The sequence below is a fragment of the Kitasatospora sp. NPDC096128 genome (assembly GCF_040303105.1).
In the GTDB taxonomy this organism is placed as follows: domain Bacteria; phylum Actinomycetota; class Actinomycetes; order Streptomycetales; family Streptomycetaceae; genus Kitasatospora.
Window position 1 is genome coordinate 23,211 of record NZ_JBEOSP010000063.1, and the last position, 15,065, is coordinate 38,275.

Here is a 15,065-nt window from a genome sequence, read left to right on the forward strand (position 1 = left end):
CGGTGAACCTGTCATGGCCCCGGCCCGCCATCGGCTATCTGGTTCGCAACCGGGCCCGGACCGCCGGTAGGCTTCCCTTACGTCATCACTACTGGTAGCCATCGCAGCTCACCGCCGCACACACCCGAAGGACGCGCGTGTTCATCGCCGGATTCCCCGCTGGAGCCTGGGGCACCAACTGCTACCTGGTCGCGCCGGCGGCGGGCGAGGAGTGCGTCATCGTCGATCCCGGGCACCAGGCCGCGCAGGGCGTCGAGGAGCTCATCCGTGAGCACCGGCTCAAGCCCGTCGCCGTCCTGCTCACCCACGGCCACATCGACCACGTCGCCTCGGTGGTCCCGGTCTGCGGCGCCCGCGGCGTCCCGGCCTGGATCCACCCCGAGGACCGGTACATGATGTCCGACCCGGAGAAGGCGCTCGGCCGCTCCCTGGGCACCCAGCTGATGGGCGAGCTCACCGTCGGCGAGCCGGACGACGTGCGCGAACTCACCGACGGCAGCGTGCTGGAACTGGCCGGCCTGCGGCTCACCGTGGACCACGCCCCGGGCCATACCGGGGGGTCGGTGACCTTCCGGACGCCCGGTGCCGAGGACCTCCCCCCGGTGCTGTTCTCGGGCGACCTGCTGTTCGCCGGCTCCATCGGGCGTACCGACCTCCCGGGCGGGGACAGCGAGGCGATCATGCGCTCGCTGGCCCGGGTGTGCCTGCCCCTCGACGACTCCACCGTGGTCCTCTCCGGCCACGGCGGTCAGACCACCATCGGCCGCGAGCGCGCCACCAACCCCTACCTCCGAGAGGCAGCGGGGGCGCCGGGCGCCCCGGCCTTCCCGCGACGAGGAATGTGACGGAAGAGAAGTTGAGCACCTTCACCGCCCCCAAGGGCACCTACGACCTGCTGCCCCCCAGCTCCGCGACCTTCCTGGCGATCCGCGAGCGCATCGCCGCGCCCGCCCGCCGGGCCGGTTACGGCTACGTCGAGACCCCGGTCTTCGAGGACGTGAAGCTGTTCTCCCGCGGCGTCGGCGAGTCCACCGACATCGTCTCCAAGGAGATGTACACCCTCACCACCAAGGGCGGCGACGAGCTCGCGCTGCGCCCCGAGGGCACCGCCTCGGTGCTGCGCGCCGCGCTCCAGGCCAACCTGCACAAGCAGGGCAACCTGCCGGTCAAGCTCTGGTACTCCGGCTCGTACTACCGCTACGAGCGCGCCCAGAAGGGCCGCTACCGCCAGTTCTCCCAGGTCGGCGCGGAGGCGATCGGCGCCGAGGACCCGGCGCTGGACGCCGAGCTGATCATCCTGGCCGACGACGCGTTCCGTGCGCTGGGCCTGAGCAGCTACTCGCTGCTGCTCAACAGCCTCGGCGACAAGCAGTGCCGCCCGGTCTACCGGGCCGCCCTGATCGAGTTCCTCTCCGGCCTGGACCTGGACGAGGAGACCCGCCGCCGCGCCGAGATCAACCCGCTGCGCGTCCTGGACGACAAGCGCGAGTCGGTGCAGGAGCAGCTGGTCGGCGCCCCGATGCTGCGCGACTTCCTGTGCGAGGAGTGCAAGGCGTACGACGAGAAGGTGCGCGAGCTGCTCACCGCCGCCGGCGTCGCCTTCGTCGACGACCCGAAGCTGGTCCGCGGCCTGGACTACTACACCCGCACCACCTTCGAGTTCGTGCACAACGGCCTCGGCGCCCAGTCCGCGATCGGCGGCGGCGGCCGCTACGACGGCCTGTCCGAGATGATCGGCGGCCCGGCGCTGCCGTCCGTCGGCTGGGCGCTCGGTGTGGACCGCACGTACCTGGCGCTGGAGGCCGAGGGCGTCGTCCTCGACCTGCCGCCCGCGACCTCCGTCTACGCCGTCGCGCTCGGCGAGGAGGCCAAGAACCTGCTGTTCGCCAAGGTGATCGAGCTGCGCCGGGCCGGCGTGGCCACCGACCTCGCCTTCGGTGTCAAGAGCATCAAGAACGCCATGAAGTCCGCCGACCGGTCCGGCGCCCGCTTCGCCCTGATCGCCGGTGACCGGGACCTCGCCGAGGGCGTCGTCCAGCTCAAGGACATGAGCACCGGCGAGCAGACCCCCGTCGCCCTCGACGCACTCGTCACCACCCTGAAGGAGAAGCAGCTGTGATCCGCACGCACGACGCGGGCACGCTCCGCCCGGAGCACGCAGACACCACCGTCACCCTGGCCGGCTGGGTCGCCCGCCGCCGCGACCACGGCGGCGTCGCCTTCATCGACCTGCGCGACGCCTCCGGCACCGTGCAGATCGTGGTGCGCGACCTGGACTCGGTGCACGGCCTGCGCGCCGAGTACTGCGTCAAGGTCGTCGGCGACGTCCGGGTCCGCCCCGAGGGGAACGAGAACCCGGACATCCCGACCGGCGCGGTCGAGGTCGTCGTGAGCGGCATCGAGGTCCTCTCGGAGGCCGCCCCGCTGCCGTTCCCGGTCGCCGAGTACGAGCCGGGCACGGTCAACGAGGAGGTCCGGCTGCGCTACCGCTACCTGGACCTGCGCCGCGAGGGCCCGGCCAAGGGCCTGCGGCTGCGCTCGAAGGTCAACAACATCATCCGCCGGGTGATGGAGGAGAACGACTTCCTCGACATCGAGACCCCGTACCTCACCCGCTCCACCCCCGAGGGCGCCCGCGACTTCCTCGTCCCGGTCCGCCTGCAGCCCGGCCACTGGTACGCCCTGCCGCAGTCGCCCCAGCTGTTCAAGCAGCTGCTGATGGTGGCCGGCATGGAGCGCTACTACCAGATCGCCCGCTGCTTCCGCGACGAGGACTTCCGCGCCGACCGCCAGCCCGAGTTCACCCAGCTGGACATCGAGGCCTCCTTCGTCGACCAGGAGGACATCCTGGCCCTCGGCGAGAAGATCGTCGGCTCCATCTGGCGCGAGGTCCACGGCTACGAGATCCCCGACCCGCTGCCGCGGATGACCTACGCGGACGCCATGGGCCGCTACGGCTCGGACAAGCCGGACGTCCGCTTCGGCCAGGAACTCACCGACCTCACCGAGTACTTCAAGGGCACCGAGTTCCGCGTCTTCCAGGCCCCGTACGTCGGCGCCGTGGTCATGCCGGGCGGCGCCTCGCAGCCGCGCAAGCAGCTGGACGCCTGGCAGGACTGGGCCAAGGCGCGCGGCGCCAAGGGCCTGGCCTACGTGCTGATCGACGCCGAGACCGGCGAGCTGCGCGGCCCGGTCGCCAAGAACCTCTCCGCGGAGCACCTGGCCGGCCTCGCCGCCGCGGCCGGCGCCAAGAACGGCGACGCGGTCTTCTTCGCGGCCGGCAAGGAGCGCCCCTCGCAGGAGCTGCTCGGCGCCGCCCGTCTGGAGATCGGCCGCCGCTGCGAGCTGATCGACGAGTCCCAGTGGGCCTTCCTCTGGGTCGTCGACTTCCCGATGTTCGAGCCGATCGAGGACGACAAGGGCCAGTTCCAGGGCTGGCACGCGGTGCACCACCCGTTCACCGCCCCGACCGCGGAGTCGCTGGCCACTTTCGACACCGACCCGGGCTCGGCCCTGTCCAACGCCTACGACCTGGTCCTCAACGGCTCGGAGCTGGGCGGCGGCTCGATCCGTATCCACCAGCGGGACGTGCAGAAGCGGGCGTTCGACGCGATCGGCCTCTCCGAGGAGGAGGCGGCCTCGCAGTTCGGCTTCCTGCTGGACGCCTTCAACTACGGCCCGCCGCCGCACGGCGGTGTCGCCTTCGGCCTCGACCGGATCGTCACGCTGCTCGGCGGCTACGACACCATCCGCGACGTCATCGCCTTCCCGAAGACGTCCACCGGCGGTGACCCGCTGACCGGCGCCCCGACGCCGATCACCCCGGCGCAGCGCCGCGAGGCCGGCGTGGACGCCCAGCCGAAGGTCCGCGAGGACGCCAAGTCCGAGGCGCAGCCCAAGAGCTGACACCTCGTCACGCGCGCTAACCTGCAACGGCCCCGGACGGTCCACCCACCGTCCGGGGCCGGTCCACAACGTCGTGCGACACAGGGAGGGTTGACTGATGCAGGTCACCACGAGAGTCGAATGTCCGCAGGACGCCCCGGCGACCAGGCGCGTGCACATGGCCGCGTTCCCCGGGCCGGACGAGGCGGACCTGGTGGACGCGCTGCGCCGCGACCCGGCCTGGCTGCCCGGGCTGTCGGTGGTCGCGGTGGACGACACCGGGCTGGTGATCGGGCACGCCCTGCTGACCCGGCTGCGGGTCGGCGACGGCGGCGACGGCGGCGGGGACGGCGACGCGCTGGCGCTCGCACCGGTCGCGGTGGCGCCGGAGTGGCAGCGCCGGGGCGTCGGGGAGCTCGTCGTCCGGGCGGCGCTGTCGGCCGCCGAGGAAGCGGGGGAGAAGCTGGTGGTCGTGCTCGGCGATCCGGACTACTACGGACGGTTCGGCTTCATCCCGGCCGGGCGGCACGAGGTGTCCGGCCCGTTCGAGGTGCCCGAGGCCTACTTCCAGGTGCTTCCGCTGACCGCGTACGACGGCGGCCCGCGCGGGCTGTGCCGCTACCCGGAGCCCTTCGTCGAGGTGTAGTCCACCCGCTGCTCGCGTCCGACCTGCGGGGCCGCCGTTCTGCGCCTACGGTGAAGGGTCATCAGCGGCAGTCGGACGGAGGACCCCGGAGTGGCCGAGGAGCAGCGGCGGACCGCGAAGCCGGAACGGCTGGCGAAGAGGCCGTACGAGCGGGAACTGCTGCGGCTGCAGCAGGAGTTGGTGAAGCTCCAGGAGTGGGTGCGGGTCGAGGGCGCCCGCCTGGTGGTGGTCTTCGAAGGGCGGGACGCGGCCGGCAAGGGCGGGGCGATCAAGCGGGTGACGGAGTACCTGAACCCGCGCATCGCCCGGGTCGCGGCGCTGCCCACCCCGACCGAGCGGCAGAAGACCCAGTGGTACTTCCAGCGGTACGTCGAACAGCTGCCGGCGGCCGGGGAGATCGTCCTGTTCGACCGCAGCTGGTACAACCGGGCCGGGGTCGAGCGGGTGATGGGCTTCTGCAGCGACGAGGAGTACTGGCAGTTCCTGCACCAGTGCCCGACCTTCGAGCAGATGCTGATCGAGGCGGGCATCCTGCTGCGCAAGTACTGGTTCTCGGTCAGCGACACCGAGCAGGAGCGGCGGTTCCGGGACCGGCTGGAGGACCCGATGAAGCGCTGGAAGCTCTCTCCGATGGACGTGGAGTCGATCACGCACTGGGAGGACTACTCGCGGGCCAAGGACGAGATGTTCGTCTACACCGACATCCCCCAGTCGCCCTGGCACGTGGTGGAGAGCGACGACAAGCGGCGGGCCCGGATCAACATGATCGCCCACCTGCTCTCCTCCCTGCCGTACCACGAGGTCGTCCCGCCGCGGATCGAGCTGCCGCCCCGCCCGGCCCCGCGCGGCTACCAGCGGCCCCCGCGCGACCTGCAGAAGTACGTTCCGGACCACGCTGCCGGGCTGGCGTAGACGGGCCCCGGCCGGGCGCTGCTACCGAACGGCCCCGCACGGCGCCCGGGCCTCCGCGGGAGGCGCTCATGTTCGTCCGTACCGTCTGCGCGACCGGTGATCCGGACCGGATCGGCCCGACCCCGGAGGGCCTGGCCCGCGTCGGCGGAGGCGGGGCTGTCGGGGGTGTCGGGGGCGGTAGGGGTGTCGGCGGGCTCAACTAGGCTTCCGGTGTGGACGAACCGGACCTCTTCACCGCCGCCGCCGAGGAACTCCAGACCAGGGAGCCCGGCCGGGCCCCGCTGGCCGTACGGATGCGCCCGCGCACCCTGGACGAGGTGGCCGGGCAGCGGCAGCTGCTGAAGCCCGGCTCGCCGCTGCGTCGGCTGGTGGCGGGCTCCCGGGGGCCGGCCGCCACCAGTTCGGTGATCCTCTGGGGGCCGCCCGGCACCGGCAAGACCACCCTGGCGCACGTGATCAGCCAGGCCGTGGAGGGCCGCTTCGTCGAGCTGTCCGCGATCACCGCCGGGGTCAAGGAGGTCCGGGCGGTGATCGACGGTGCCCGGCGGGCGGTCGGTATGTCCGGCCGCGAGACGGTGCTGTTCCTGGACGAGATCCACCGCTTCTCCAAGGCCCAGCAGGACTCGCTGCTGCCCGCCGTGGAGAACCGCTGGGTCACCCTGATCGCGGCGACCACCGAGAACCCGTACTTCTCGGTGATCTCCCCGCTGCTCTCCCGCTCGCTGCTGCTCACCCTGGAGTCGCTGACCGACGAGGACATCCGGGCCCTGCTGCGCCGGGCGGTGGCCGACGAGCGTGGCCTGGAGGGCGCGCTGGAGCTGACCGCGGAGGCCGAGGACCACCTGGTGCGGCTGGCGGGCGGGGACGCCCGGCGGGCCCTGACCACGCTGGAGGCGGCGGCCGGGGCGGCGCTGGAGAAGGGCGAGGAGAGCATCTCGCTGGCCACCACCGAGACGGCCGTGAACCAGGCGGCGGTGCGCTACGACAAGGACGGCGACCAGCACTACGACGTGGCGAGCGCGCTGATCAAGTCGATCCGCGGCAGCGACGTGGACGCCACCCTGCACTACCTGGCGCGGATGATCGAGGCGGGGGAGGACCCGCGGTTCATCGCCCGGCGGCTGATGATCTCGGCCAGCGAGGACGTCGGACTGGCCGACCCGACGGCGTTGCAGACGGCGGTGGCGGCGGCCCAGGCGGTGGCGCTGATCGGCTTCCCGGAGGCCCGGATCATCCTCTCCCAGGCGGCGATCGCGCTGGCCCTGGCACCGAAGTCCAACTCGGCCTACCTGGCGATCGACGCGGCGCTGGCGGACGTCCGGCAGGGGCTGGCGGGGGCCGTCCCGCCGCACCTGCGGGACGCCCACTACGGCGGCGCGGGCAAGCTCGGGCACGGCAGGGGCTACCAGTACCCGCACGACCTGCCGGAGGGCATCGCCGCCCAGCAGTACGCGCCGGACTCGGTGCACGGCCGGGAGTACTACCAGCCGAACAGGCGCGGCGGCGAGGTGCGGTACGCGGACACCGTGGAGTGGACGCGCGGGCGGCTGCGGGGGGAGCGCAGGAGCGCCGAGAGGCGGGCGGAGAAGGCGGAGAAGGCGGACAAGAAGGCCGGGGAGGCGCCCGGGGAAAAGGGCGCGTGATCGACCGGTATACTCAGTCGGAGTGCCATGTCCCGGGACGGCGGCGGGGGAGACCCCACCGACCGGCCGCACCAGCGGGACACCGGCCGTAGGCCTCCTCCGGGAGGCCCGCACCAGGAGCGTCGCGCACCGTTTCGGTGTCGCGGACGGCCCGGTTTTCCGGGCCCTTCGTGTGACCAGCACTTCATGTGCCCGGCTCCGGAGAGCGGCTGATCCCTTCGCGCAGGCGTCGGGGTTTTCTCCGGGTCGCGACATGCGACCTCCGTCAACACCTGGTGAAAGCCGTATTCGTAAGCAAGGAAGGTTTGGTTCATGGCGAACCAGAAGCGTCCCAAGGTCAAGATCGCGCGTGCGCTCGGCGTGCCGCTGACCCCGAAGTCCGTCAAGTACTTCGAGGCCCGCCCGTACCCGCCCGGCCAGCACGGCCGTGGTCGCAAGCAGAACTCGGACTACAAGGTCCGTCTGCTCGAGAAGCAGCGTCTGCGCGCCCAGTACGACCTGAGCGAGAAGCAGATGGCGCGCGCGTTCGACCGCGCGAAGAAGGCCGAGGGCAAGACCGGTGAGGCGCTCGTCGCCGACCTGGAGACCCGTCTGGACTCCCTGGTCCTGCGTTCGGGCATCGCCCGCACCATCTACCAGGCCCGCCAGATGGTCGTCCACGGCCACATCGAGGTCAACGGCGGCAAGGTCAACAAGCCGTCGTTCCAGATGAAGCCGGGCTTCGTGGTCACCGTCCGCGAGCGCTCCAAGGAGAAGGTCCCCTTCCAGGTCGCCCGTGAGGGTGGCTACGCGGGTGAGGGCCAGACCCCGAAGTACCTCGAGGTCAACCTGAAGGCCCTGGCCTTCCGCCTGGACCGTGCGCCGCAGCGCAAGGAGGTCCCGGTGATCTGTGACGAGCAGCTGGTCGTCGAGTACTACTCGCGCTGACCCGCGCTCGGTTCGCACTTCGCGGAACCACGAGCGAGCCCCCGTCGCCTTTCGAGGCGGCGGGGGCTCGCCCCTTTTCCGGTGCCGGTCGGCCCTCCGGTCACAGCTCCTCGCCCGCCATCGCGGCGGCCAGCCGCAGGTGCGGGCGGGCCTCCGCGGCGCGGCCCTGGCGCTCCAGGGTGCGGCCGAGGAGCAGCCGGGCGTAGTCCTCGGCCGGGTCGAGGTCGAGGATCCGGCGCAGTTCGGCCTCGGCGCGGCCGAGCTGGGCGGAGTGGAAGTAGCTGCGGGCCAGCAGCAGCCGGACGGAGAGGTTGGCCGGCTCCTCGGCCAGCACGCCCTCCAGCATGCGGGCGGCGTCGGTGTACGCCTTGGACTCGAAGTAGAAGTTCGCGAGGCGGTACTCGTCGTGGACGGCCATGGTGCTCCTTCCGGGTGGATCCTTGCCTCCTCAAGCAATCGGCAAGCTTCAGCTATTCCGCACCGGCGACGGTGCCGGTGCGGGCGGCACCGGGCAGGGCCCGGGGCTGTGCCCCGGGCCGTCCGCCGCGCCCCCGTCGCCGAGCGCCCGGCACACCGCGGCGTCCAGGTCCAGCCGCCCGCCGGCCCGGTAGCAGTCCTCGTACTGCTGCTCGGTGAGCCCGGCCCGGGCCCGTTCGGCGCACTCCTGGTGCGGGCCGAAGAAGGAGCGCGAGCCCAGGAAGGGGTTGCCGACCGCGCGCCAGATCCGGTGCGCGGCGCCCTGCAGCACCCGGGCCTCGCACAGGTCGGCCGGCTCGCCCGGCCCGGGCGGCTCGGTCTCCAGGAGCGCCAGCAGGTCGATCCCCAGCACGATGCCGAGCAGGTCGTGGAAGCGGTGGTTCAGCCGGACGCACTCGCGGGCCAGCGCGCGGGCCGGCTGGACGGCGCCGTCCAGGTAGTGCGAGTACGCCGACGCGTACAGCACGTACGCGTACGCCCACTGCTCGCCGTGCTCCTCGCACACCTCGCGGGCCTGGCCGAACCAGAGCTCGGCGCTGTCCGGGTCGGCCTGGAACAGGTAGGCGAGGCCCAGCTCGATCATGGCCATCACCACGTTGCTGTTGAGCTCGCCGATGGTCCGGTAGTGCCAGAGCGCCTCCTCGAACAGCTCGGCGGCGCGTTCCGGGTCGTCGCCGATCAGGGCGACGCAGCCCTGGCGGTGGACGGCGTAGGCGAGGGCCCGGTCGTCGCCGGTGTCCAGGGCCTGGCGGCGGCACTCCTCCAGCGCGGGGCGGGCGGTGCCGAGGTCGCCCTGGAGGGTGGCCATGTATCCGGTCACCCACAGGGCCTTGGCCCGGGCCTCGGTGGGTTCGCGGTCCAGGGCGAGCGCGCGGTCCAGCCAGTGCCGGCCCTCGCCGAGGTGGCCGCAGCCGACCCAGTAGAACCAGAGGGTGGCGGCCAGCAGCAGCGCGATCTGCTCCTCGCCGGGCTCGGCGAGGCAGAACTCCAGCGCGGCGCGCAGATTGGTGTGGGCGAGCCGGGTGCGCTCGGCGGTCTCGGCCTGCCGGGGGCCGAACCACTCCACCTCGCCCCAGGTGGCCACGCCCAGGTACCAGTCCCGGTGCCGGCGCAGCAGCCGCTGCTCCCGGCCGGCGGCGCGCAGCCAGTGGCCGCCGTACTCCCGCAGGGTGTCCAGCATGCGGAAGCGGACGCCGAAGGCGCTCTCCTCGCGCAGCACCACGGACTTGGCGACGAGTTCGTCCAGCAGGTCGAGCACGTCCTCGGGCTCGATGCCCTCGCCGGCGCAGACGTACTCGGCGGCCTCCAGGTCGAAACTGCCGGCGAAGATCGACAGGCGGGCCCAGAGTAAACGTTCCTGCGCTGTGCACAGCTCATGGCTCCAGCCGATCGTGGTCCGCAGCGTCTGGTGCCTCGGCAGGGCCGTCCGGGAGCCGCCGGTGAGCAGCCGGAAGCGGTCGTCCAGCCGGGCGGTGATCTGCTCCACCGACAGCGCCCGCAACCGGCCGGCGGCCAGCTCCACCGCCAGCGGGATGCCGTCCAGCCGACGGCAGAGCAGGCCGACGGCCTCCGCGTTCGCCTCGGTCACCTCGAAGGACGGCAGCACGGCCCGCGCCCGGTCGGCGAACAGCCGCACCGCGTCCGGCAGCGGGCCCGGACCCGCCCGCCGGTCCGGCGGCGGGTCGACCGGCAGCGGTGCCAGCGTCAGCAGGTGCTCGCCCGAGGCCCGCAGCGCGGCGCGGCTGGTGGCCAGCACCCGCAGGCCGGGCAGCGCGCGCAGCAGCGCGTCGGTCAGCTCGGCGCAGGCCTCCACCAGGTGCTCGCAGCCGTCCAGCACCAGCAGCAGGCGCAGCCCCGCGAGGTGCTCGCCCAGGACGTCCAGCGGCGGCCGGGCGGTGCCGTCGGTCAGCCGCAGCGCCTCCAGCACGGCGTGGCCGAGCAGCAGCGGGTCCTGCACCGAGGCCACGTCCACCAGCCAGGTGCCGTCCGGGAAGGCCCTGGCCGCCCGGGCCGCCGCGCGCAGTGCGAGCCGGCTCTTGCCCACCCCGCCGGGCCCGGTCACCGTCACCAGCCGGGCCCCGGCGAGCAGGCCCGCCAGCTCGGTCAGTTCCCGCTGCCGCCCGACGAAGCCCGTCACCTCGGCCGGCAGCCGGCCCGGTTCCGGCTCGCGCGGCCGCGCCGCGGGCTGTGCTGTCCAGTCGCCGGCCAAGCGCTGCTCCCGGTTGCTCCCGGCCCGGACCGCGCCGGCCCGGACGTGCGTCGGGCCGTACGGGCGACGGCCCGCCTGGCAGAACGAGGTGACCGGCCGGTAGGTTACGCGCACGGTTCGCACACCCGGGCGAGGCCACGGCCGTGACCCGGTCCGGAAACGCGGGCCGGGCGCGATAGGGTTCGGTTGGTAACCGGCAAGGCGAGGAGCGCGCAGAAGTGTCCGTGGGAGAGCTGGCCGGATTGCTCGTCGCCGTGTTCTGGGCGGTCCTGGTCACCCTGCTCGCGGTGGTGCTGGTCCGCCTCTCCCGGGTGTTGAAGGAGGCCACCGTCCTGGTCTCCGCGGTCACCGAGCAGGCCGTCCCCCTGCTGGCCGACGCGGGCGCCGCGGTGCGCAGCGCCAACGAGCAGCTGGAGCGGGTGGACGAGATCACCGCCAACGTGCAGGACGCCGCCGCCAACGCCAACGCGCTCTCCTCCACCGTGGCCGCCACGCTGGGCGGACCGCTGGTGAAGGTCGCCGCCTTCAGCTACGGCGTCCGCAAGGCCGTCGCCAAGCAGCAGGGGACCCTGCCGACCGGCCCGCTGCAGCCCGGCGAGCGCGACGAGCTCGCGCGACTGGTCCGGGCCGAGGTGCGCGCCGCGACCGCGCCCCGGAGCGGCCTGTTCTCCCGGGTCCGGCGAGCGGTGAGGAGCTGACGGCATGGCACGGATCTTCTGGATGGCCGTCGGCGCCGGCGCCGCGGTGTGGGCCATGAACAAGGCCAACGACGCCGTGCAGCGGCTCACCCCCGACAGCCTCTCCGGCACCGCCGCGCGCGGTGCGCTGCACCTGGGCGACCTCGCCAAGCAGTTCGCCCAGGACGTGCGCTCCGGCATGGCCGAGCGCGAGGAGCAGCTCAAGGACGACCTCGGACTGCACGGCACCGCCGTGGCGGAGCCCCGGAACACCCGCCGGGTCCTGCGCGGGGAGCCGCAGTACCGAGCTATCTCGGCGGCGCCCGGTCGCCCGGCCGCCGCCCTGCCTCCCGCCAGAAGTGCCCGTACCACCCCACAGACCATTGAAGAGACGCCCCGCCGAGCCCTGCCGCGGGGCGGAACGAACCGGAAGGACCACTAATGGAGTCGGCTGAGATCCGCCGCCGCTGGCTGCGCTTCTTCGAGGAGCGCGGCCACACCGTCGTTCCGTCGGCGTCCCTGGTCGCCGACGACCCCACCCTGCTGCTGGTCAACGCCGGCATGGTGCCGTTCAAGCCCTACTTCCTGGGCGAGGTCAAGCCGCAGTTCTCGCGCGCCACCAGCGTCCAGAAGTGCGTGCGCACCCTGGACATCGAGGAGGTCGGGAAGACCACCCGGCACGGCTCCTTCTTCCAGATGTGCGGCAACTTCTCCTTCGGCGACTACTTCAAGGAAGGAGCCATCAAGTTCGCCTGGGAGCTGCTCACCACTCCCGTCGCGGACGGTGGCTACGGCCTGGAGAAGGAGAAGCTCTGGATCACCGTCTACAAGGACGACGACGAGGCCGAGCAGATCTGGCGTGACGTCATCGGCGTGCCCTCGGAGCGCATCCAGCGCCTGGGCATGAAGGACAACTTCTGGTCGATGGGCGTCCCCGGCCCGTGCGGCCCGTGCTCGGAGATCAACTACGACCGCGGCCCCGCGTACGGCGAGGAGGGCGGCCCGGCCGTCAACGGCGAGCGCTACCTGGAGATCTGGAACCTGGTCTTCATGCAGTACGAGCGCGGCCACGGCGACGGCAAGGACGGCTTCGAGATCCTCGGCGACCTGCCGAGCAAGAACATCGACACCGGCCTCGGCCTGGAGCGCCTCGCCGCCATCCTGCAGGACGTCGACAACCTCTTCGAGATCGACACCAGCCGGATGATCCTGGACCGCGCCGCCGAGCTCACCGGCCACACCTACGGCGCCGACCACAAGTCGGACGTCTCGCTGCGCGTGGTCACCGACCACATCCGCACCGCGCTGATGCTGGTCGGCGACGGCGTCACCCCCGGCAACGAGGGCCGCGGCTACGTGCTGCGCCGCATCCTGCGCCGCGCCATCCGCAACATGCGCCTGCTGGGCGCCACCGAGCCGGTGGCCAAGGAGCTCATCGACGTCGCGATCAAGGCGATGGCGCCGCAGTACCCCGACCTGGAGACCGACCGCAAGCGCATCGAGACGGTCGTCATCGGCGAGGAGGCGGCCTTCCTGCAGACCCTGAAGGCCGGCACCAACCTGCTGGACGTCGCGGTCACCGAGACCAAGCAGTCCGGCGGTGTGGTGCTCTCCGGCGACCAGGCGTTCAAGCTGCACGACACCTACGGCTTCCCGATCGACCTCACCCTGGAGATGGCCGAGGAGCAGGGCCTCCAGGTCGACGAGGCCGGCTTCCGCCGTCTGATGCAGGAGCAGCGGGACCGCGCCAAGGCGGACGCCAAGGCGAAGAAGATGGGCCACGCCGACGTCGCCGCGTACCGCGAGGTCGCCGACAAGTCCGGCGCGAGCGTCTTCACCGGCTACAGCCTGACCGAGGGCGAGGCCACCGTCGTCGGCCTGCTGGTGGACGGCGTCCCGTCGCCGGCCGCCTCCGAGGGCGACGAGGTCGAGCTGATCCTCGACCGCACCCCGTTCTACGCCGAGGGCGGTGGCCAGCTCGCCGACCACGGCCGGATCCGGCTGGAGTCCGGCGCGGTCGTCGAGATCCGCGACGTGCAGCAGCCCGTCCCGGGCGTCATCGTGCACTCGGGCGGCGTGCTGTTCGGCGAGGTCGTGCTCGGCGCTTCGGCGTACGCCACGATCGACACCGACCGCCGCCGGGCGATCGCCCGCGCCCACTCGGCCACCCACCTGACCCACCAGGCGCTGCGCGACGCGCTCGGCCCGACGGCCGCCCAGGCCGGCTCCGAGAACGCCCCGGGCCGCTTCCGCTTCGACTTCGGCTCGCCCGCCGCCGTTCCGGGCAGCGTGCTGGTGGACGTCGAGCAGAAGATCAACGACGTGCTGGGCCGCGAGCTGGAGGTCACCGCCGAGGTCATGACGATGGACCAGGCCCGCAAGGCCGGCGCCATCGCCATGTTCGGCGAGAAGTACGGCGACGAGGTGCGGGTCGTCTCCATCGGCGACTTCTCCAAGGAGCTGTGCGGTGGGACCCACGTCGGCAACACCGCCCAGCTGGGCCTGGTGAAGCTGCTCGGCGAGTCCTCGATCGGCTCCGGCGTGCGCCGCGTCGAGGCGCTGGTCGGCGTCGACGCGTACAAGTTCCTGGCCCGCGAGCACACCGTGGTGGCCCAGCTGACCGAGCTGGTCAAGGGCCGCCCGGAGGAGCTGCCGGAGAAGATCTCGGGCATGCTCGGCAAGCTCAAGGACGCCGAGAAGGAGATCGAGCGCTTCCGCGCCGAGAAGGTGCTGGCCGCCGCGGCGGGCCTGGCCGACTCGGCCGAGGACGTGCACGGCATCGCCGTGGTCGCCGCGCAGGTCGCCGACGGCGTGGGCGCGGACGAGCTGCGCAAGCTGGTCCTGGACGTGCGCGGCCGACTGGGCGCCCGCCCGGCCGTGGTCGCCGCGTTCACCGTGGCCAACGACCGCCCGCTGACCGTGATCGCCACCAACGAGGACGCCCGCGGCCGCGGCATCAAGGCCGGCGAGCTGGTCCGCACCGCCGCCAAGACCCTCGGCGGCGGCGGTGGCGGCAAGGACGACGTCGCCCAGGGCGGCGGCTCCAACCCGGCCGCGGTCGGCGAGGCCATCGCCGCGGTGCGCGGCCTGGTCGCGGAGCGCGCCAGCTGATGGAGCAGGAGGAGAGGCCCTTCCGCCGTGGGCGGCGGATCGCCGTCGACGTCGGTGACGCCCGGATCGGGGTCGCGTCCTGCGACCCCGACGGGGTGCTCGCCACGCCGGTGGAGACCGTCCCGGCCGGGGTGAAGTCGCAGGCCAGGATCGCCGCGATCGTCGAGGAGTACGACGCGATCGAGGTGGTCGTCGGGCTGCCCCGTTCGCTCAGCGGCAAGGAGGGCCCGGCGGCGGAGAAGGTCCGGGCGTACGCCAAGCGGCTGGCCAACCGGCTCTACCCGGTGCCGGTGCGGCTGGTGGACGAGCGGATGACCACCGTCACCGCGACCCAGGGGCTGCGCGCCTCGGGGGTCAAGGCGAAGAAGGGCCGCTCGGTGGTCGACCAGGCCGCCGCGGTGGTGATCCTGCAGACCGCCCTTGAGTCCGAACGGGTGAGCGGACGCCCGCCCGGTGAGAGCGTCGAGGCGGTCGGCTGACCGGCCTGATCTAACGTCCCGAAGAGGGGTGGGGGGGGGGGCGGGCGCCGCCCCCCCCCCCCCGGATAGGGTAGGATGAGGGTATGGACCACACCCGAA

General features: G+C 72.6%; 13 protein-coding genes. 11 read left to right on the plus strand and 2 right to left on the minus strand.

Translation table 11 applies throughout. The features are described 5' to 3' along the window. Window positions 1–137 precede the first annotated feature (137 nt). From ABTY61_RS38285 to rpsD, 7 genes are all read left to right on the plus strand, one after another. On the plus strand, window positions 138–845 hold the full coding sequence (locus ABTY61_RS38285; protein WP_350509823.1) for an MBL fold metallo-hydrolase: 708 nt from the start codon (window positions 138–140) through the stop codon (window positions 843–845). An 11-nt stretch (window positions 846–856) separates the two neighbouring features. Continuing rightward, entirely contained in the window at window positions 857–2,119 is a 1,263-nt protein-coding gene (gene hisS, locus ABTY61_RS38290; protein WP_350509824.1) for a histidine--tRNA ligase, read from the plus strand. Further along, window positions 2,116–3,906 carry an aspartate--tRNA ligase gene (aspS, locus tag ABTY61_RS38295; protein WP_350509825.1) on the plus strand — a complete coding sequence of 597 codons (1,791 nt, stop codon included), beginning with the start codon at window positions 2,116–2,118 and terminating at the stop codon, window positions 3,904–3,906. The genes hisS and aspS overlap by 4 nt, the downstream gene beginning before the upstream one ends. A gap of 97 nt (window positions 3,907–4,003) precedes the next feature. Then, complete coding sequence (locus ABTY61_RS38300; RefSeq protein WP_350509826.1) at window positions 4,004–4,531, plus strand: GNAT family N-acetyltransferase; 528 nt, start codon at window positions 4,004–4,006, stop codon at window positions 4,529–4,531. A gap of 90 nt (window positions 4,532–4,621) precedes the next feature. Continuing rightward, complete coding sequence (ppk2, locus tag ABTY61_RS38305; RefSeq protein ID WP_350509827.1) at window positions 4,622–5,443, plus strand: polyphosphate kinase 2; 822 nt, start codon at window positions 4,622–4,624, stop codon at window positions 5,441–5,443. A 212-nt stretch (window positions 5,444–5,655) separates the two neighbouring features. Further along, a complete protein-coding gene (locus ABTY61_RS38310) occupies window positions 5,656–7,086 on the plus strand; it encodes a replication-associated recombination protein A (RefSeq protein ID WP_350509828.1) in 1,431 nt (476 codons plus the stop codon). A 312-nt stretch (window positions 7,087–7,398) separates the two neighbouring features. Beyond that, window positions 7,399–8,013: a 30S ribosomal protein S4 gene (rpsD, locus tag ABTY61_RS38315; protein ID WP_030240707.1), complete on the plus strand. Its 615-nt coding sequence runs from the start codon at window positions 7,399–7,401 to the stop codon at window positions 8,011–8,013. Window positions 8,014–8,113: 100 nt separating this feature from the next. On the opposite strand, the gene ABTY61_RS38320 is transcribed toward rpsD, so the two are convergent. Together ABTY61_RS38320 and ABTY61_RS38325 are read right to left on the minus strand one after the other, a co-directional pair. Further along, on the minus strand, window positions 8,114–8,431 hold the full coding sequence (locus ABTY61_RS38320) for a tetratricopeptide repeat protein (RefSeq protein ID WP_350509829.1): 318 nt from the start codon (window positions 8,429–8,431) through the stop codon (window positions 8,114–8,116). A 48-nt stretch (window positions 8,432–8,479) separates the two neighbouring features. Continuing rightward, window positions 8,480–10,813 carry an ATP-binding protein gene (locus ABTY61_RS38325; protein WP_350509830.1) on the minus strand — a complete coding sequence of 778 codons (2,334 nt, stop codon included), beginning with the start codon at window positions 10,811–10,813 and terminating at the stop codon, window positions 8,480–8,482. A gap of 104 nt (window positions 10,814–10,917) precedes the next feature. Between ABTY61_RS38325 and ABTY61_RS38330 the strand changes: the two genes are divergently transcribed. Genes ABTY61_RS38330 through ruvX form a run of 4 tightly spaced genes read left to right on the plus strand, consistent with a single transcriptional unit; the run spans window position 10,918 to window position 14,966 of the window. Next, window positions 10,918–11,397 carry a DUF948 domain-containing protein gene (locus tag ABTY61_RS38330; protein ID WP_350509831.1) on the plus strand — a complete coding sequence of 160 codons (480 nt, stop codon included), beginning with the start codon at window positions 10,918–10,920 and terminating at the stop codon, window positions 11,395–11,397. 4 nt (window positions 11,398–11,401) lie between these two features. After that, window positions 11,402–11,818, plus strand: a complete 417-nt coding sequence (locus ABTY61_RS38335; protein WP_350509832.1) for a DUF6167 family protein — start codon at window positions 11,402–11,404, stop codon at window positions 11,816–11,818. Next, on the plus strand, window positions 11,818–14,487 hold the full coding sequence (gene alaS / locus ABTY61_RS38340; RefSeq protein WP_350509833.1) for an alanine--tRNA ligase: 2,670 nt from the start codon (window positions 11,818–11,820) through the stop codon (window positions 14,485–14,487). The genes ABTY61_RS38335 and alaS overlap by 1 nt, the downstream gene beginning before the upstream one ends. After that, window positions 14,487–14,966, plus strand: a complete 480-nt coding sequence (gene ruvX / locus ABTY61_RS38345; protein ID WP_350509834.1) for a Holliday junction resolvase RuvX — start codon at window positions 14,487–14,489, stop codon at window positions 14,964–14,966. The genes alaS and ruvX overlap by 1 nt, the downstream gene beginning before the upstream one ends. Window positions 14,967–15,065 lie beyond the last annotated feature (99 nt).